The organism is Alteromonas sp. 76-1 (genome assembly GCF_900654235.1).
Classification (GTDB): Bacteria; Pseudomonadota; Gammaproteobacteria; order Enterobacterales; family Alteromonadaceae; genus Alteromonas; species Alteromonas naphthalenivorans.
The window spans coordinates 66,226-85,568 of sequence record NZ_LR136959.1; the positions used below are offsets into that span (position 1 = coordinate 66,226).

Here is a 19,343-nt window from a genome sequence, read left to right on the forward strand (position 1 = left end):
GCTTGCTCAATAGCCTCCTGTCTTCTTTTTTCCATCTACTCGCTAGCAGCCCCGAGCTAGTTAAAATCAGGTAAACACTAGTAGGTACAAAAGACTGCGCTTGTAACAAGCCCCCTCACTTCTTCATAAAACTCTTACGCATAAAAGCTTAAAAATAGTGAATATAAAAAACTTATTATGATTGGTATTGAGTTTTTTATACAACAAACAGCTATTTGCGCATAAGTTTAATCAAACTTAAAAACACCCCACCACGATAAAAAAGACCTAATAATCATAAAATTAGACTCAATCTATCATTTCCATAGAATAAATATGCCCCATACTCGCTTAAAACTATACTAAAGTTTACTAAATTTAATATCAAAATTGATGATTTATGACTTGTTTTGATTGTTTCTTATGGTTATTATTGCTTCACAAATATTTAACAATATATTTAACAGACACACTTAAATCACACAACGAAGAGACTGGGTCGATGCACAACACTAAATTTAATATAAATAGAAAGCTGCTGGGTAACACAGCTGCACTACTATTAACTATAAGCTCCCCTACACTTTTGGCACAAGAAATTAGTTCAGCTGTCAACAATGCTCAACAAAGCGCCGAAAAGAATAATCAGTTAGAGGACGATGTAGAAGTTATTGAAGTATCAGGGGTTAGAAGCTCGTTAGAAAACGCATTAAACACTAAGCGCAATGCATCATCTATCGTGGATGCGATTTCTGCAACAGATATAGACGCACTACCTGCTCTCGACTTTGGTGAGGCGCTTCAAGCCATTCCAGGTGTTCAATTAAATACAGACGGAGAGGGCCGTCAAAGCACAATAAGCCTCCGAGGACTAGGTAGCGGCTTCGTTAAAACGACCGCGTTTGGCCAAACATTTGCTACTCCTTCGGGGGCATCAAACATTAATGCAGTAGGTGAGCCAAATCCTTTCGCTGCATTCGAGGCGAGTATCTTTGACGGTGTTACGATTATTAAAACCCCAACTGCCGACCTTCAAGCAGGAGGAATCGCGGGTATAGTAGATCAGAAACTACAACAAGCATTATCTAAGAAAGACGGTACACTAACCCTAAGCGCGGGTGGTAGATATGAAGATCTTACAGGGAATGTCGACCCTAACTTTAGGTTGGCTGGTGTTAAACACCTGATCGACAACAAGTTAGGCGTGGCTTTTAAGCTTGCAGGCTCAGGCCAAACTTTCAGACGCGATACATTCGACATAATAGATTACACCTCCGTCGACACGGTCGATGGTGATGTCCGGGCAACCAATATCGCCGAATACAGAGAAAAATGGGGGCTAGCAGATGACGCTCAACTTACAGCTCCAGCTAGAGGTCGTAACGTTAGCGAATATAGTGACGGAAATCGTATTTCTTTCTCTGGTAACATTGAATATCGCGTAGCGGATAACTTTAAACTTGGTGCACATATACTATTCTCTGAGCGTGATTTGGAAGATGGCACTAAGGAAGCTACTACCTTTAGCCCGGGCTTCAACACACGTCGACGTGACAGGGATAACTTCGATGGTCGCGTTACATTAGATATGGACACCGCCCCATTTGCGTACGATAGAGTAGCTGATGAAGCTGATGCGCCGTTAGTTTATGCCGTTTCCAAGTATGATTTTACCAATGGAACACTGCAAACAGAAAACAGAAAAACAACGTTTTTAGAAAAAACCCAAGGTATTATCTTGTATGGCGACTATTATACAGAAAACTGGGCGTTAGACGGAAAGGTAACTCATTCTGAAGCAAGTAATGATTTCCAGAATGCGGGTATTACTTTCTTACACGACCAAGATTGGCGCTCTGCATTTAATTTTACCGATGCTGATGGGCGTCGCACTGACGTTGCAAGTATACCAACTGGGTTTAATGGATCTATAAATTCGGGGAATGGCAATCTAAACGACATCGTTGTTGAAGGCCAACTCGACCAACCTTATGTCTACAATGACTTAGTTTGGCAGATTCCGAATCTAAGTTCATCAAGTATTAATTCTGTATCTGATGCTAATCAGGGGCGACGCCTGAACTTCCGAATTTCCGGACGTGTTCGAGATCTTTCACGTGACGTCAGTAGTGCTGAATTTAACGCAGAACGCTACACCGACTTCGGTTTGGGAGATTCTCTACACTTCGAGTCAATTAAATTTGGAGCGCGTTATTCTCGCGAGTCACTCGAAAGTATTGATCAAAGACAAGGTCTCGCGGGTGTCGATACCAGTAACATCTCAGGCGCATTCCTTACTTCAGACGTATTATCATCCTCACAAGGTGAATACTTTGGCGGAAATATCCCAGGTACATTTGACAACAATTCAGGTTGGATGACTATAGACAACGACCTAGCGTTACAGATGTTACAGCAAGGTATTACAACCGATGTTAACGATATTCCAACAGCTACATCATTTAGCACTCCTTACGCTGATCTAGTGCGTAACAGAACCGGTTTCTGGGACACTCAAGATAGAAATAGCGGCTTACCAACGAATATAGGTTTTAATTTCGAAGCTGAACAAGACATTCTAGCTATTTATGCTATGGCTGACTTTTCAGGCGAAATTGGTTCAATCATGTATACAGGTAATGTAGGTGTTCGTCATATTCAAACAGATAATACATTTGATGGCTTTGAAACCCAACTAGATGATCAGGGACGCAATGGGATTGCATCTCCAGTTACCTTCGAAGATGATTACTCACATACACTACCTATGGCTAATGTAAGCTTCGAACTCCGTGACGACTTACTTCTTCGAGCTGCATACTATGAAGGTATTGTGCGCCCTAATCTGCTCGCACAGCGCCCTACAGCATCTTTGAGAGGAGGGAACACTACTGTCCGCCTAGATCTTCCTACTGCAACTGTTAAGCCTTATGAGGCAACAAACTACGATCTGTCATTAGAGTGGTATAACCGTGAAGGTAGCGCAATTTCGATTGGATACTTTAAAAAAGACATTACGAATCTATTCGACACTGACACTGGGTTCTGTCCAGAACCAGGAGCGAATAGTATAGTAGATAACTTACTCGGAGATTTAGAACGTACGCCAGGCACAAATGGACGCGAATTTGGCTGCATTCAAACCACCCCAATAATAGATGATGATGGAAACGAAAATTTCCGTGAGGTTTCTATTACTGCGCCGATTAATGTATCCGACACAATCACAGTAGAAGGCTACGAATTAGCCATTCAACAAAAGCTCGATTTTCTACCTTACCCATGGAACGGCTTTGGCGGTGTATTTAACTACACTAGTCTCGACCAGAAAGGGAGTGAAGTGGAGTTGACGCGTGTTTCACCAGAGTCGTTTAACGTCATTACCTATTGGGAAAATGATGGTATCAGTCTACGCTTGTCATATAACTGGCGAGATGATCAAACGTTGAGAGGTGCAAACTCATTCTTAGGTACTAATGCGCGCACTAGAAAAGCGATTGGTCGTTTAGATTTCGTTGGCTCCTATGCGCTCAATGATGATACTAAGATATTTCTGCGAGCATTCAACTTGACCGATGAAATTGGCGAAGAATACCTAGGTACCGATGAACGAGCAATCAGCCGTTTAACTTATACAGGTCGCATTTACCAAGTCGCGGTCAACTATAAATTTTGATTAGAAACTAGAATGTTGACCAAGACCACAGAGTCTTGGTCAACTATTTTTCCAAATACCTTTACCTATCGACAATTTAGTTGATAGTTAGCACATCTTCAAAGTGGTCGAATACCCAGTCTGGTTTATGATTCGATATACTTTCCCCATAGTTATATCCATAGGTCAAACCAACGCTTTTCATTCCAGCAGCTTTCGCAGCTACAATGTCGTTTTTAGAATCTCCCACCATAACGCATTGCCTTGGTGCAACATCGAGTTTCTCACTTATATATATGAGAGGCACTGGTGAGGGCTTCCTTTCTGCCAAAGAGTCTCCCCCTAACGCGACTGGAAAGAACGAACTAAGGGAAAATTCTCGTAAAATTGGTGGGATAAATTCAGCAGGCTTATTTGAGACTAGCGCAAGCGAGTACCCGCTTGCTTTTAGCGCGTTCAAAGTTCCTGATACGCCTGGGTAAAGCGTCGAGTTTTTGCTAAACGATTCCCGATAGAAAGAGAGAAAACACTCTAAGGCACTATCTATCTCGCTTTCAGTCAAACAATGGCTCACGTTTACCTCTCCAGCGATTAAACCTCGTTCTACCAACTTACGCGCACCATTCCCTACCCATTGTCTAATAGTGTTTTCAGCGTATGTAGAGCGATTATATGCAATTAGCATACGATTTAACGCAATAGCTAAATCTGGAACCGAATCAAGTAGGGTGCCGTCTAGGTCAAAAATAAATGTATTTATCGAACACATAAAGATTAGTTCTTAAACATATTGGTTTTATAGAAGAATACCTAGATGCGGATTAACGAGCAAACAGCTATTTAACTTGCTTTGGCCCTATATACGGAATAGCTGTCAACGACAGGTTTAATTCCACTCTACAACGATTGATTAAGATCATTGGTCTCAGCCAACTACTTTTCACAACTCTACATCCTACTAACTATTTTTACGCAATTTTTACGCGTTTTTTATCACTGACCTTGCTAGATTAGTTTCATAAGCTCTCTTTCTAAGTGTTCAAAAATATGCGAGATGTTCTATTTACAATGGTCACAATGGCCATTGCTGTAACCCTCTGCGTTGTGCTGGCTAACTGGTTTTTGCCAAGCGGAGGAACGCTGTTGGTATTGCAACTTGCCGCTGTAAGTTGTGCCGTCCAATTTTCTCGTTTTAACGGGATAGTAGCCTCATTAGTTGCTGCCTGTAGTTTTAATTTTTTCTTTACTGAACCACGTTATTCAATACGAATGAGTAATATTGATGACGTTATAAATATGGGTACGTTCGTTGTCGTAGCGGTATTCAGTAGCGAGTTAATACTTTTCTATAAGAGGCAACAGAAGGCTCTGCGTATAGCACAACTACAAGCTAACGTTTTACGCTCAGTCTCCCACGACTTACGAACACCTATTTCGTCAATAATTGGCTCAATGGAAACTCTAGATACATATTATTCATCGTTAAAAGAAGAGGATAAAAGAGAGCTTATTAGTGGAAGTATCCACGAAAGCAAAAGGCTTCATGCTTATATCGAAAACATATTGCAAGCGACGAAAATTCAAAGCGACCTTTTGATCGCGGGACGAGAAAAAATATCACTTAAATGTGTCGTCGAAAACCTACTGTTACGTTTCAACACGCCACGTATTTCTGTGACTTATAAACTTTCGTGTGAATATATCTATGCCAGCGGGCCATTATTGGAACAAGCATTGTTTAATGTTGTAGATAATGCACTTAAATTCAGTAAAGAAACCGTGTCTCTGACCGTTATTAACAGTACAGACAGTACCACTATCATTGTGGACGACTTGGGTGAAGGGCTACCAAACAATGACACTGAAGCACCATTTACTCTTTTTTCGTCGTCCCGGCACGGCGATATTGGCCGAGGAGGAATAGGTCTTGGGTTGCACGTGGCCAGAGGAATCATAAGCGCGCATAAAGGGACTCTTTCTTTACGAAATCTTGATTCAGGCTGTCGCGCTACATTTTCATTACCGCACTTGAACAGGCCACGCACATGAGCAGCATATTGATTGTTGAGGATGAACTCAATATTCGCAGAATGATTTGTATCGCGTTAAATGCAGAAGGTTATAAAACAATAGAATCTTCTAGTGTACGCGACGGTCTAAACCATGCAATAAATTTGAAACCCGAACTTATCATTCTCGACCTCGGTCTCCCTGATGGCGATGGACAAGAAATCCTTATGCGAATGAGGCAAACCAGTAGTGTTCCAATATTAGTTCTTTCTGCGAGACATTCAGAAGATGACAAGGTAAAACTTTTGATGGCTGGCGCCAACGACTACGTGAGTAAACCTTTTAGCATCCGAGAACTTATTGCTCGTATTAAAGTTCTTCTGCGTGATATAGCACCTATCATACCTGAATCCAAACCTGTCCGACGATTTCCTAATCTACTTATCGATATGAATAAAGGCCGTGTAGAATCTCACGGAGCTGAAATATCTTTATCACCGAAGGAGCTTCAACTGCTCGATATTTTAACAAGGGAGCCTGGAATATATATAAGTCAAAAAAATTTGATGCGGGCTATCTGGGGAAATTACAACAGTGAAGATACTCATTACATCCGGATTCTAATTAGCCATCTACGTAAAAAGCTATATAGCTGCAAAGGTATAACATGCTGGATAGAAACATCAGCAGGTCATGGATATCGTTTTGTAGCAAGTAATGAGGAATGAAATAATGGCACATTTTACAGTAATTGGTCTGGGTAGATTCGGTATAACAGCGAGTATTGAGCTTATCCACCTAGGCCATACAGTAACAGGTCTGGATAAAGACGAACGGTTAGTTGAGCAGTATGCCAGTGCACTGACACAAGCTTTGATATGTGATGTAACGGATGAACGAACACTTCGGGAACTCAACCTTTGTCAAAGTGAGGCCGTTCTCGTCGCTATAGGCGAAGATATGCAAGCTAGTCTGATATGTACTCTCCACCTAAAAAATCTCGGTGTAAAAGATATATGGGTTAAAGCGAATACATCTGCTCACCATACGATACTCTCCAAATTAGGCGTAACCAGGATAGTTCATCCGGAAGAGGAGATGGCAGTCCGCATTGCTCAAGCCCTAAATTACCCTATGATAAGTGACTATTTGAGCGTGGGGCACGGTAACTATATTGTCGACATTCAACTTCCCAATACGTTTGAGCAGGCTACAGTGGAAGTTCTCATTAGAGGGTTTGAAAACTCCGTCCTTTGTTTACTCTTAAAAAGAGGCGAAGTGGTAGAAAAGTCGCCAGACCCTACTTTTGAGGTATGTAAGCGAGATACACTTATTTTGTATGGGCCTAAAGAAGCGCTGGTTCGGATTGCGCCAAGGCTAACATAATGACACGCTGGAATTTACAACGACGCCCGGTCCAACGGACACCAAAAAGTACCTTTAAAATACAAGCTGCGCCTCCCCTTATTCTCTCTCTTAGTTTTTTAGGCGTGATTATATTTGGGACATTATTATTGTTACTTCCAGGCATGACCACTCAACCGATTTCTATCTCTGAAAGCCTATTTACGGCAACTTCCGCGGTTACGGTTACTGGCTTAGTGGTCGTTGACACGGGCAGCATATTTACAACTATGGGCTTAACCATAATAGCTATTTTAATACAAATTGGCGGGTTAGGATTAATGACATTCGCTGTAGTGACATTAATAGCACTAGGAGGGAAGATAAGTTTTTTGCAGCAGTCGGCCATAAAAGAAGCTTTTAACCAAACTGATTTGTCTACTTTGGTTTCAACAGCAAAATCCGTCCTTCTTTTTGCTTTCATTGTTGAGTCGATAGGCTTTGTTACTCTGGCTTCTTTTTGGCTGCAAAGTAAACCTGTTGGCGAAGCACTTTTTCACGCTTTTTTTTATACCATTTCCGCTTTTAACAATGCGGGATTCGCACTAAGCGCAGACAGCCTGTCTACTTATGTAGGCAGCCCTGTTATAAACATCACTATCACAGCACTTTTTATAGTAGGCGGGTTAGGGTTTTCAGTTTGGATAGATCTTATCAAAAAGCGAGCTTGGCAGACGTTAACGGTTTACAGCAAGATCATGATAAGTGGAACAGTAGTCATAAATAGTATTGCACTCTTACTTGTCTATTTTATTGAGAAAGATAACCCTAACACGCTCGCAAACCTGGATGGTGCCTCAACGTTTTGGGCTGCATGGTTTCAAGCGGTTACACCTAGAACTGCAGGTTTTAACACCTTAGAGATTAGTGCACTAGAGAACGCTACAACGTGGCTAATGCTACTTCTTATGTTTATAGGAGGGGGGTCTATGAGTACTGCAAGTGGCATAAAACTCGTTACATTCATTGTTTTAATAATATCAGCTTACAGTTACCTTCGACGTAATCCATCTCCTTCACTCTACGGACGGTCTTTGTCGAAGGAGACGAGAGCGAAGGCGTTAGCGCTCTCACTAATATCGGCGGCAATAACTTGGATAGCAATATTTTTTCTTTCAATAACGGAAAAAACTAACTTACTAGACACCATTTTTGAAGCTATTTCTGCGTTGGGAACAGTAGGACTCTCTAGAGGAATGACAGGGAGTCTTTCCGATGCTGGAGAGGCAATTGTAATACTTCTCATGTTTGTCGGAAGGCTAGGACCGCTCACCATTGCATATATTTTAGCAAGCCCAATGCCTGTGAGAATCAAATATCCTAGTGACACTTTAACTGTAGGCTAACCGAAAATATCATAAAACACACAGGGCTTCACTTAAAAGCCCTGTGTTAAAAGAATTATGACAATAGTGATTTTATGTAGGTTTGTATCTCTTCATTTTTGCCATTTTCAAATAAGCATTGTTGGAACCGCTCACCTGAAACGGCTACTTTCACGAGTTCTTGATCCATTTTCTTTAAGGTATCAACATAACTATCACAAGCTAATGCAGACTTAAGATCGGCAAGAATATTCGCGTTTCTTACCTGTGGCTCACGTCTTTCTACAGGATAACCTGCACCTCGTTCCCCAGTTAATGCTTTTTCAAAGATATAGCGGGCATTCAACTCTGCCCCCCAACCGAATCCTTTAGCGAATGGTAAAGCTAGGGCGTTGCCATTATTCACTTGGTTAAAAAGAAAAGCATCTGACGGGTCTATACAATACCCACAGAAAACACCTGGTTGTGCATTCAACGACATTAGCGCGCCCTGACCAGTACCGCAGCCAGCGATCACAAAGTCTACTGCACCTGCGTTAATGAGCACTCCCGCTATAATACCTAAATGTACATACGTAAGATGATGGTCTTTTTCACCACTCATACCTACATTAAAAACACTATGACCAAGAGAATCAGACACTGACTCTAACTCTTTAAGTATCACCGGGTTTTTCGCCGCTTGGCTGTTTTCCATCATTAAGGCAATCTTCATGACCACTCCTGATTTATTTTGAGTTTAAATATAAAGTATAACACCCCAAACAATCATTAATAAGCATTAATAATTGAGAAACCTAGGTTCCCATGTTTGCAAACCATCATTATTAATTCACCTGTACACGCGCACCGCTAACGTAAACTACTTCTGCATCGTTGACAGACCCTCCCAAAACACCTTGATTGCCACCTTGAACATATGCCCCCCAACGTGCAACAGTGGGTGTATCACCACGCTCCCAAGTACCTGAGGCGAGCTCTACGTTATTAATGAAGGCTTTGTAAGAGAATCCATCGTCTGTCACTCTAAGATTGAAGCTCTCTCCGACGTCATATCCTGTATCTATTTTTTCATTCTGACTAAAAATCACATTTCTTTTTACCAGAATGATATCCCCGTCTTTTTCGACCCACATCGATATACCCCACGCAGGATAAGTACCGTCTTGAGTATTTAGACCCCTACCTTTTGATTGAAATAGCATTACATCTTTATCACCGTTATGTTGCGCAACATGGAAGCGCGCTGAAAACGTCATCGTCTTCCCGTCATTTTCCACTGTTGTAAGATGATTATCAGCAAATGCCTCGCTACGTGCTGCACCCATTCGGCTGCCGAAGTAGTTTTGATCGTTGGGGAAAACTCTAAATACTTGTGTATTACCATCTTTTTGATACCAACGCGTACTAGTTGGATTAGAGTAGGTTGTACCAAATGGATTATGCCACTTCATGTCGTTATTCAGCATAACGCTTCGAGAGCCAGTCGATGTAGTTTCGATTACACTGTTGTCAACATTAATTTGCGTACCGCGGGTATCTATTACCCCGCTGATCACATCGCTAATCATCTGGTTTTTTTCAGCACTAGTTACCGCTCGAGAGGCATTATTAGTTAATGTGCTCCAGTTAGGGTCCCATTGCGAAAAATTAGCATAAGCTGCGGTTGCGCCAAACATTGCAATTGCTATGACACCGAACGATGTTAGCTTTGTAGATTGTTTACTCATTTCGTGAACCTTATTGATGTATAAAAAGTGACAACGTTGCCCAACACTAGGATTTTACACTAATACAACATTTAGTTAACATGATAATGTCACAATCAGTCACATTCAAGCATAAGAAATCAAAGAATTAATGTGAAACCACCGTTCATACTTTATTAATCATCATCAGTAGTAAAATATCCTCCATACACACTTACAAATAAGTACAAAAAATTACATATTAGCTTTACAAACCATCTCGTGATACTTTATGACTGTATTTAATCATTTTTGTCGTTAGCTTTTCGTGTCACTATGAATCCAAAATTTTGGCTTTTATGTTTTTTGCTAGTGTCATTCCATTGTTTTGCCTCGAATGAGGAACAATGTGGTGAGTGCCACAGCCAAGCTCTCAATGATTGGCTAGCGTCGGATCATAGTAAGGCAATGGATGTTGCTACAGAGACTACGGTATTAGGCGATTTTAATAACGTCACTTTCAAACATTTCAATCAAGAAGCTACTTTCTATAAGAAAGAAAAAGGGTTCTTTGTAAAATTTCGAGAAGACAAGAAAACAACTTCTTACGAAGTGAGCTATGTGTTCGGCCATTTTCCTCTTCAGGAATATCTCATCAAAACTGAAGACGGAAAAATGCAAGTGTTCCCTTTTGCATGGGACTCACGAGAAAAGTCGAGTGGCGGTCAAAAGTGGTACCCCATTTATCCCGACGAGGAGATCAAAAGCCAAGACAGGCTGCATTGGCTTCAGCCATTACAAAACTGGAATGGAATGTGTGCAGACTGCCACTCATCAGGATTAAAAAGGAACTATGATGATGAAAAAGACGCATTCAATACAGTGTGGAATGAAATAAACGTCTCTTGTCAATCTTGCCATAATCAAATCGACGATAGTCACTATGCGAACAACCACTCTTCTCTCAAGGCTCTTTCTGAAAGCGAACAGCAAGATATTGGTAACTGGCTGTTAGGCAAAGACAAAAAAATAGCCACATGGGAAGGTCCTGAGCGCGATAATAGTTTCATGGAGCGCTGCTTTGCATGCCATTCACTTCGCACACCACTCACCGACGGTATTACACCATCCGAACCGTTCTTGTCGCAATTTAAGCCTTCTTTACTGACAACGCCTCAATACCATGTTGATGGCCAAATAAAGGATGAAGTATACGTATACGGATCTTTTTTACAGAGTAAAATGTTTGAGGCCGGCGTGAACTGTAACGACTGTCACAACCCTCATACGGCGAAAGTGAAGGTCGAAGGAAATGGACTATGCTTACAGTGCCACAAAGCATCAGCATATGATGACATTAAGCATCATCACCACGAACCCGATAGCCAGGGCTCACAATGTGTCAATTGTCATATGCCTACAAATACCTATATGGGTGTTGATGAGCGAAGAGATCACAGTTTTCACATTCCAGCACCGCAACTAACTGAAAAGTTTGGCACGCCTAACGCTTGTAATAGCTGCCACGAGGATAAGGGACCGCAATGGGCACAAGATAATATCGACGAATGGCATAGTTCGTCAGCGCCTTCACACCCTGCTGAAATGAACTATATGTTATTGCTAAGTGGCGACACCTTGACACTTAATAGGCACTTTTCCTTAGCGAAAAACAAAGCATTACCTGATATAAAACGAGCCACTGTCGTTTCACTGCTCCCCGCTTCAGTTCAGACTCTCACTTACAAGTACGCAAAAATACTGGCCAATGACGAGAGCCCGCTAGTTCGTCTTGCATTCGCGGATATTTCATTTCTTGTCGATAAACAAAGACGCATTGAGCTTCTAAAAACGCTTTTAGCGGATAAATATAAAGCGATTAGAGTCTCGGCTGCTGAACAGCTAATTGCTTCAAGGGAAGTAGCACTTATTTCCGCAAAAGTATTAGACGAGTTATACGAGGCATCTCAGCAGAGCCTTTGGCGAGGTGAAGGAAACTTAAATGCTAGTCTTATACAAGCAAATAAAGGTAACTTTAAGAAAGCAAAAGATTTTCTTGAAGCAGGTATATCCCGAGACCCCTTTTTTGAGCCCAATTATATAAACCTAGCAAATTTATACCGTTCTTTAGGAAATAATGCTTTAGAGGCAGCAACGCTCAAAAAAGGTATAGATGCCAATCAACATTCATCGTTAATGCATTACGCAGAAGGAATGCGCTTAATTCGCAGCCAAGATTTAAATACTGCAATAACTCACTTTATCACTGCCACCGATATCGAGCCTACAAACAGTAACTATCTATACATTTTGTCATTAGCGCTAGACAAAGCTGGTAAAACGCAACGAGCTATTGAGTTATTAAAAATACAAAGTCCAAGCGTTGAAGGCCGATATGAAGTGCTACAACTCGGATTGGCTTTATCCCAGAAAATGGGGCTCAACGATGAATTTACATACTTTAGAAAAGAGCTAGAGAAAATTCAGCGTCTGTAGATGCGTGAGAGTTGTTACGTGATTAATTGTTAAACCACTTTTAGAAGGAAAACTGAAATGTCTGAAAAGTTAGGTGTTGTTGAAGATATGGGCGGCGGTATCAAGCGTCAGATACTAGCATACAATGACGATGCCATGGCCGTGAAAGTCTGGTTTGAAAAAGGCGCAGAAGGTTACGCCCACAGCCATCGTCATACACAAATTGTTTACTGCGAAGAAGGTGAGTTCAATTTCGTTATTGACGGCAAGCTCAAGGTATTGAAGGCGGGAGACAGTTGCGTTATCAATCCTCATGTAGAGCACGGCACAACAACAGAAACTGGAGGGATCCTCATTGACATGTTCAGCCCAATGCGGGAAGACTTCTTGTAAAAAACGGGCCAAAAACAAAAAATGAGTGGGGTCCTATCACCTTCATTGCAGCGAACCTATATGTTTTCTGCTTTAACTTCTCATGGGGCCTGTGATGTGGGTAATGTAGGGGGAGATGTTTCCAAATCAGATAAATAGGTGCCTCTGTGAATGCTTGCTGGCACCTACTTACCACTCTTTCTAAGTAAAACTTGTGACACCGTATGAGAATTTTAGTGGCAGCTTTGAAGTAGTTAGTTACGTCAAAGCCCTTACATATTGAAAATGCTCTTTTGCGAAGACTAACTTTGAAAAATAACTACAAATCTTGGGTATCAATCTTCAAGAAGATTGCCTATTCATCATGAAACTTTAAATCGGTATGAGAAGAGCAAGATTACATGTTAAGACACCTTACCTTTGTCCCCTTATTACTTATATTAGTTGCTTGTACCTTTCCTGAACCTGAATCAAGTTCCGGTAAAGTACAATACAATGAACAGCCACAACCTAGTAACTTACTAGTTGAGGATAATATCTATCCGCTTAACGTTCACAATGAATCTCCAAGGTTATCCTGGCATGCTAATGTTGAAACCCAAGAGGCTTTCCAAATACAAGTCGCTACTAGTCAGGAAAAATTAGTTTCTGGCTTGCCAGATCTTTGGGACAGCCAGAAAGTCATATCTAGTGTTTCTATCAACGTTCCCTATCAAGGCGCGACGCTAGAGGCAAACAGTAAAGCCATGTGGAGAGTTAGAGTTTGGTCCAAAGGCGCCGTACAGCCAAGCGAATGGAGCGCACCCTCATACTGGGAAATGGGCTTACTTAATAAATCTGAATGGCATGCTAAATGGTTACAAGTTAAAAAGCGTGACATCGCCAAAATAACGGAAAACAGACTGGAATGGATAAAATATGCAGCAAATGTTCATCCGTATATCCATGAAAAACTTACAGAAAGTAACTTACAAAAACAGCTTGGCGTTGTAGAACAATTAAAGCAGCAGCCCACTGCTAGTTTATTTCGTCATTCATTCACAACCGAAAACGCCAAAAAAATCACGCGAGCTAAACTTCACAGCACAGCTGGTGGATACTATGAAATATTCTTAAACGGACAGAAGGTGGATGACCGACTTGCTGACCCAGGCCAAACCGATTTTGATAAGCGTATTTTATATAACACTGATGAAGTCAGCGATTTACTTTTAAACGGTGAGAACACTATCGCTGTGCACCTTGGGAGCGGCTGGTACGACGAAAACATTGCTTTTAGTAAATGGTCGAATCCAGACGCTGCTAAGAATAAAAGAAAGCAGAAAACCTTATCTTATGGACAGCCCAAGTTTATAGCGCAATTAGAACTTATTTATGAAGACGGAAGTAGTCAAATCGTTGCATCAAATGAAAATTGGATCTCACACCCATCGCCTGTTTTAAAAGAGGGCCTTTTTTCTGGAGAGCTATACGACGCCAACCAAGCAGTTGAAGGATGGAACGTAAATACATCGCCAAATAATCTAGCTAACTGGCAACCAGTTGAAGTATTAGATGAATGGCCTACTGAATCATTGGAACCACAGCTGCTACCACCAATTAGAGCAGTACAAACGTTAGAACCTATTAAGCTTTATCAACCGCGAAAGAATGTATGGGTTTTCGACTTCGGACAAAATTTCACTGGTATACCGACATTAAACCTAAAAGCACTAAATTTAAAACCAGGGCAAGCTGTCCATATGCGCTACGGCGAGTGGGCAGATATTGACGGTAATTTGAGCCAAAAATCAGGGGGAGGTGCGCCCCTTTTAAAACAGGTTGATACCTATATAGCATCTGGAGAAGACGCGCAATTTTGGAGCCCGGTTTTTACTTGGCATGGATTCCGTTATTTGGAACTAACAGGCATAGACTTCGAGCCAGCTCTGGAAGCGGTACTTGGGCATCTAGTTCGAAGCGATGTTGAAGTCGCTGGGCAATTTAAGAGTTCAAACAACTTACTCAATAAAATTCATGACATGGCACTGTGGAGTTATGAGGGTAATTTGATGGCGCTTCCTATGGATTGCCCAATAAGAGAGCGAGCTGGGTGGACCGGCGATGCGCACGCAGCGCTGATTACTGGTAACTACAATTACAACATGCAAAACCTCTGGGAAAAATACTTAGGCGATTTTGAGACATCAAGCCACATCGCACCAGCAGTCGTGCCAGGCAAACGTTCACACGGCGAAAAGTATGACTGGGCGGTTGCTGAAGTCATTATCGCTTGGGAGCATTATCGCCATCATGGTGATATCCAAGTGATCGCCGAACAGTACGAAAGTATGGTGGAGTATATGGACGCTGCGGAGTCGCAATTAACCAATAATCTTCTGCGCGATGGCTATGGTGACTGGTGCGACCCAGTTCGAGAACCGGGGATGACACGCAAGCGCTGTAACCCTGAATATACTTTGCCAACTATGACCACGTCTGGCTTTTTAGCACATGGCGCAGAACTGATGGCAAAAATGTCTACGCTTCTTAATAAGCCAAAGAACGCTGAACATTATCATGCTTTATTCGAAAGGATCGCCACGCAATACCACGAAGAGTTTTATAATTCAGAAACTGGGCATTATGGGAGCCAAACTGCTGATGCCATGGCACTTAGATTTGGTATTACCCCAGTACACCTAAGGCTTTCTGTTGCCGAAGCGCTGAACAGAGATGTCGTGGAGAATTGGAGTGGTCATGGATCTATTGGCGCATTGGGTCAAACCTATGTATATCGCGCACTGAGCGATTACGGTTACGGAGATACTGCTTTTGGTATATTTACGGCTCAGGGCTATCCAGGTTACCAGTGGCAATTCGATAATCTCAAAGCTACCACTTTATGGGAACGCAAAGGTGTATGGGACCCGACTAAAGATCCAGAAGGTAGAAACCCGCCGGGCCGGTCGTTAAACCATCCTTTTCACAGTGGGTATGACGGTTGGTTTTACGAGGGTTTAGGCGGTATTCGTCCGCGAGGCGACACACCGGGTTATCAGCATTTCGAACTGTCGCCTGTGTTTCCCAAAGACTTGGAATGGGTTGAAGCGAGTTATAAGACGGGCTATGGAAAAATAGTGAGCAATTGGAAACGCCATGGAAATACAATCTATTGGCAGTTCGAGGTACCGAACAACTCCTCAGCCAAGGTTTCATTGCAAGGGAAACCAAGTCGTATATATGAAGCCGGACAATATTCAATAACGATTGAACAGTAGAATATAATGATGTGTTAAAAAGCGCCGTTTTCAATACGGCGCTTTTTAGTTAATTGAAGATAAATTAAAACGGTTCAGTTTTAGAAAGTAGAACGAACACCTAAAAGAAAACGTCTACCAGTATATTCGTTCAAAATAACACGCTCTCTTACGTCTGCGAAACGAATAGTGTTTTCGTCGAATAAGTTACTAACATCTAGTGTAATTTTCGTATTTTCACTCAACGCATAGCCAAATCCTATGTCTAGCTGTCCATAAGCATCAAAGTGTTCTGCTATGCCCGCTAAACCAGCTCGCTTGACTAAGAATTGATCTCTCCAGTTCCATGAAACTCTTGCAGAAAAGTCATCATCCTCGTAAAACGCAACCACGTTGTACGAATGGGGAGTAAATCCTTCTAATCCATTTCCAGGCGCCGTCGCTAGAGGCAGGTTTTGAGGCGACGCTAACGCTTCATCGTCTTGACCAGTTACAAACGTATAATTGGCTTGTATACCTGCATTACTTAGGAAACCAGGTAGAAAATCAAAATACATCAAGCCTGCAAGTTCGTACCCTTGAATAGAGCCGCCATCACGGTTTCTATCAGTAGTGTCACGGAATATAACTTCACCAAATGCAGGGTGACTAAAGCCAGAAGGTACAAGCTCTGTACTTTCTGAAATAAACGTCTCAATGTCTTTGTAAAATAAAGATATGGAGAAAGCGTTACCGTTGTCGGCGTAATATTCTAAAGAAGCATCGTATTGCCACGCTTCGTACGGCTGTAAATCAGTATTGTTGGAACGGCGAGTAGACAAGCCATATAGACCGCTAAAACTCTGATTTGGTGTAATATCGCCTAAATTAGGTCGTGTAATAACCTTTGCAACCGCCCCTCGCAAATCCACGTTGTCACTCAGTGAAACTTTTGCGTTTAAACTAGGGAGCAGATTAGAATAAGAATTCTTCTTCTCAACTATTTGTCTCTCGGTTGTAACGTAGTCTAGTCCCGATGTAGCACCATCAGCGTCCACTGGGTCAATTCTTATCAACTCTACCGATGGACCTGAAGCAGAGGTATCAGTCTCAACATACCTGAGCCCTAAATTTGCAGTCCAAGGGAATGCGTTGAACTCACCATCGAGATCTAATCTTACATAGGCCCCGTAGGTTGTTTCCTGTACGTCACGAGCTAGATCAGGACGAGCCTGTGAAGAACAAACGTCGTTATTTCCGGACCCCTGACGAACTGCCTCGCAATAGCCATCTTTATCGGTCAACAAAAATGATGTAGGAAAACTTGCGCCTGAGTCACTAAGTAGACCCGCTACTGAAATAGGAGTGAAAATATCTGAAGGTAGCGAGAAAAAACGACCTCCCATATTGGGTCTTGGGCCATTGGGAACATTTATCGCTTCCCATGGTGCCTGTATTCCGTCTGTAGGATCAAACGGAGCGACAAAGTTTGAGTCAGAAAACAAGGTGCCTGCAGAGTTATAACCTGGATCAAAAGGTCCTTCTGCAGAACTCGGTCGATAAATACCAGAGTTAAAAGGCAGTGCAGCTTTTTTACGGTCACTATAGAATGCCCCAGTTTGAAAACCACGAATCGCACCAGAATCCAATTCGAATCCAACGTCAAATTTACTTTCGAAAACTTCATCTTCTAACTCGATGGAAGGTGTCAAGGCAACATGAGCTCGCGCATTTGCTGGGTCTGCCAAATCTAGAGAAGTAGACCATGAAGGGACATCTGAATTTTCCCATGTGATGATATTAGTCTCGAAGTCAGGGCTTGTCTCACCAGCTCTGGGGTCATCAATACTTCCCGGCTCTAATGGGTCATTCCATGGATTATTATCTTTAATTGCTGCTTGAATTCTCGTTGCATCATTTCGGGCAGTAGCACGCGACCAAGAAACATCCGCATTGAACGAGACCCCGTTATCTAGATAGAGAAATCCGTTCCAACCCAACGCGACAGTTTCACTATCGCCACCACCCTCTTCGTACCTATAATCTACCGGACCAAAAGTTTTGACAAATGATGTAGCCGTCCCATTTTCATCTGTTTCTACATTGGAAAAGAATGGAAACTGCATTGGCGCGTTAATACCCTGCGTGGTTGTAGTTCGTTTGAAATCTACATATAAAGCGTCAACTGTCATACCCATGTCGGCGCTTGGTTCATATTGGAACGTACTATTAATACTTAAGCGCTTTCTATCATCGATAGTAAAACTTTGCCCCATCTCTTGGGGAAAACGAAACTCAACTACTTCATCTGAGTCGACAGTTGGGCCATTGTAGTAAGACCAAGCACCACCTCGGTGCTCTTCTAGCCTTGTTTTTCTATCTTCATAAGATACTGCAAAGAGAAGCCCCATTGAGTCTTCGGCGAATGTATTGCTTACCAGCCCTGATAGCCTAGGCCCCCACTCTTCTCCTAAATCCTGATATCGGGCCTGTGCCGACCCCGACATATGAAAACCAATACTATCCAGAGGGCGAGCAGTACGCATGTTAACACTCGCACCTAAACTACCTTCCCACATATCAGAAGTTGGACTTTTGACGACGTCAGCACCGCTCAAAACCTCCGCCGCAAGAGCTTGAAAATCGAATGCTCTGGACAAATTCACATCGGAGAAGAAGTAGTCCACTTCACCTGTTTCAATAGTTGCTATGGTTCTGTTGTTTAGCCGTACAGTATTGAATTCAGGTCCAAATCCCCTAACTGTAATTTTTGAACCTTCACCAGACTGACGATCAATAAAAACACCTGAAATCCTTTGTAAAGATTCAGCGATGTTTTGGTCTGGAAATTTGCCAAGGTCTTCTGCTGAGATTGAATCCACAACGCTATCAGCAGACCGTTTATTATCAAGAGCCCCTGTAAGGGAGGATCTTATACCTAGCACCTGTACTACTTCGACTTCTTTTTCCTCTGAGGTATCTTGTGCTTGAGATTCGTGTGAGACATAAAGTGCAGATACGCACGCTAAGTAAAGTAAACTATGTTTCAATGTGTGACCCATTTTTTATCCTTAATATTTAACAAATGAGGTAGGCATTGCCTCGATGCTAAAAACATTTTTTTATTATCTGCTCAACGTCTTACGGCTATAAAAGCAGCGAACGAAAACAAGTAATTAACATCAGGTTTACATTAACACTCACGCAAAAATTTAGA

General features: G+C 42.0%; 12 protein-coding genes. 8 read left to right on the forward strand and 4 right to left on the reverse strand.

Annotated features, from left to right (window positions below):
* Nucleotides 1–481 precede the first annotated feature (481 nt).
* Nucleotides 482–3,655 (forward strand): TonB-dependent receptor, encoded by a 3,174-nt coding sequence (locus ALT761_RS20350; protein WP_129740744.1) that lies wholly within the window; start codon nucleotides 482–484, stop codon nucleotides 3,653–3,655.
* Nucleotides 3,656–3,731: 76 nt separating this feature from the next.
* Here the strand turns inward: ALT761_RS20350 and ALT761_RS20355 are convergent, their stop codons facing one another.
* The gene (locus tag ALT761_RS20355; RefSeq protein ID WP_129740745.1) at nucleotides 3,732–4,403 is read right to left on the reverse strand and encodes a phosphoglycolate phosphatase; all 672 of its coding nucleotides are present in this window, start codon (nucleotides 4,401–4,403) and stop codon (nucleotides 3,732–3,734) included.
* Between the two features lie 278 nt (nucleotides 4,404–4,681).
* Here ALT761_RS20355 and ALT761_RS20360 point away from each other — a divergent pair, with 278 nt between their 5' ends.
* Genes ALT761_RS20360 through ALT761_RS20375 form a run of 4 tightly spaced genes read left to right on the forward strand, consistent with a single transcriptional unit; the run spans nucleotide 4,682 to nucleotide 8,394 of the window.
* The gene (locus ALT761_RS20360) at nucleotides 4,682–5,683 is read left to right on the forward strand and encodes a sensor histidine kinase (RefSeq protein WP_129740786.1); all 1,002 of its coding nucleotides are present in this window, start codon (nucleotides 4,682–4,684) and stop codon (nucleotides 5,681–5,683) included.
* Nucleotides 5,680–6,372, forward strand: a complete 693-nt coding sequence (locus ALT761_RS20365) for a response regulator (RefSeq protein ID WP_129740746.1) — start codon at nucleotides 5,680–5,682, stop codon at nucleotides 6,370–6,372. Before ALT761_RS20360 ends, ALT761_RS20365 begins: the two co-directional genes overlap by 4 nt.
* A 4-nt stretch (nucleotides 6,373–6,376) precedes the next feature.
* Nucleotides 6,377–7,030: a potassium channel family protein gene (locus ALT761_RS20370; protein WP_129740747.1), complete on the forward strand. Its 654-nt coding sequence runs from the start codon at nucleotides 6,377–6,379 to the stop codon at nucleotides 7,028–7,030.
* Nucleotides 7,030–8,394, forward strand: coding sequence for a TrkH family potassium uptake protein (locus ALT761_RS20375; protein WP_129740748.1), 1,365 nt, complete (start codon nucleotides 7,030–7,032; stop codon nucleotides 8,392–8,394). Before ALT761_RS20370 ends, ALT761_RS20375 begins: the two co-directional genes overlap by 1 nt.
* Before the next feature lie 55 nt (nucleotides 8,395–8,449).
* On the opposite strand, the gene ALT761_RS20380 is transcribed toward ALT761_RS20375, so the two are convergent.
* Both ALT761_RS20380 and ALT761_RS20385 read right to left on the reverse strand, forming a co-directional pair.
* The gene (locus ALT761_RS20380) at nucleotides 8,450–9,088 is read right to left on the reverse strand and encodes an RpiB/LacA/LacB family sugar-phosphate isomerase (RefSeq protein WP_129740749.1); all 639 of its coding nucleotides are present in this window, start codon (nucleotides 9,086–9,088) and stop codon (nucleotides 8,450–8,452) included.
* A 112-nt stretch (nucleotides 9,089–9,200) separates the two neighbouring features.
* Nucleotides 9,201–10,103 (reverse strand): hypothetical protein, encoded by a 903-nt coding sequence (locus ALT761_RS20385; RefSeq protein ID WP_129740750.1) that lies wholly within the window; start codon nucleotides 10,101–10,103, stop codon nucleotides 9,201–9,203.
* 426 nt (nucleotides 10,104–10,529) lie between these two features.
* Between ALT761_RS20385 and ALT761_RS20390 the strand changes: the two genes are divergently transcribed.
* From ALT761_RS20390 to ALT761_RS20400, 3 genes are all read left to right on the forward strand, one after another.
* Nucleotides 10,530–12,557, forward strand: coding sequence for a cytochrome c3 family protein (locus ALT761_RS20390; protein WP_172602951.1), 2,028 nt, complete (start codon nucleotides 10,530–10,532; stop codon nucleotides 12,555–12,557).
* Nucleotides 12,558–12,614: 57 nt separating this feature from the next.
* Nucleotides 12,615–12,929, forward strand: a complete 315-nt coding sequence (locus tag ALT761_RS20395) for a cupin domain-containing protein (RefSeq protein ID WP_129740752.1) — start codon at nucleotides 12,615–12,617, stop codon at nucleotides 12,927–12,929.
* 380 nt (nucleotides 12,930–13,309) lie between these two features.
* Nucleotides 13,310–16,168 carry an alpha-L-rhamnosidase gene (locus ALT761_RS20400; RefSeq protein ID WP_129740753.1) on the forward strand — a complete coding sequence of 953 codons (2,859 nt, stop codon included), beginning with the start codon at nucleotides 13,310–13,312 and terminating at the stop codon, nucleotides 16,166–16,168.
* A gap of 80 nt (nucleotides 16,169–16,248) precedes the next feature.
* On the opposite strand, the gene ALT761_RS20405 is transcribed toward ALT761_RS20400, so the two are convergent.
* Nucleotides 16,249–19,188, reverse strand: coding sequence for a TonB-dependent receptor (locus tag ALT761_RS20405; RefSeq protein ID WP_129740754.1), 2,940 nt, complete (start codon nucleotides 19,186–19,188; stop codon nucleotides 16,249–16,251).
* Between the last annotated feature and the right edge of the window lie 155 nt (nucleotides 19,189–19,343).

Excerpts from the sequence above, each read along its gene's own strand:
- ALT761_RS20360 (WP_129740786.1), top strand. The coding sequence starts at position 4,682 with ATGCGAGATGTTCTATTTACAATGGTCACAATGGCCATTGCTGTAACC.
- ALT761_RS20395 (WP_129740752.1), top strand. The coding sequence starts at position 12,615 with ATGTCTGAAAAGTTAGGTGTTGTTGAAGATATGGGCGGCGGTATCAAG.
- ALT761_RS20380 (WP_129740749.1), bottom strand. The coding sequence starts at position 9,088 with ATGAAGATTGCCTTAATGATGGAAAACAGCCAAGCGGCGAAAAACCCG.
- ALT761_RS20375 (WP_129740748.1), top strand. The coding sequence starts at position 7,030 with ATGACACGCTGGAATTTACAACGACGCCCGGTCCAACGGACACCAAAA.
- ALT761_RS20350 (WP_129740744.1), top strand. The coding sequence starts at position 482 with ATGCACAACACTAAATTTAATATAAATAGAAAGCTGCTGGGTAACACA.
- ALT761_RS20370 (WP_129740747.1), top strand. The coding sequence starts at position 6,377 with ATGGCACATTTTACAGTAATTGGTCTGGGTAGATTCGGTATAACAGCG.
- ALT761_RS20400 (WP_129740753.1), top strand. The coding sequence starts at position 13,310 with ATGTTAAGACACCTTACCTTTGTCCCCTTATTACTTATATTAGTTGCT.
- ALT761_RS20385 (WP_129740750.1), bottom strand. The coding sequence starts at position 10,103 with ATGAGTAAACAATCTACAAAGCTAACATCGTTCGGTGTCATAGCAATT.
- ALT761_RS20405 (WP_129740754.1), bottom strand. The coding sequence starts at position 19,188 with ATGGGTCACACATTGAAACATAGTTTACTTTACTTAGCGTGCGTATCT.
- ALT761_RS20355 (WP_129740745.1), bottom strand. The coding sequence starts at position 4,403 with ATGTGTTCGATAAATACATTTATTTTTGACCTAGACGGCACCCTACTT.
- ALT761_RS20365 (WP_129740746.1), top strand. The coding sequence starts at position 5,680 with ATGAGCAGCATATTGATTGTTGAGGATGAACTCAATATTCGCAGAATG.
- ALT761_RS20390 (WP_172602951.1), top strand. The coding sequence starts at position 10,530 with ATGGATGTTGCTACAGAGACTACGGTATTAGGCGATTTTAATAACGTC.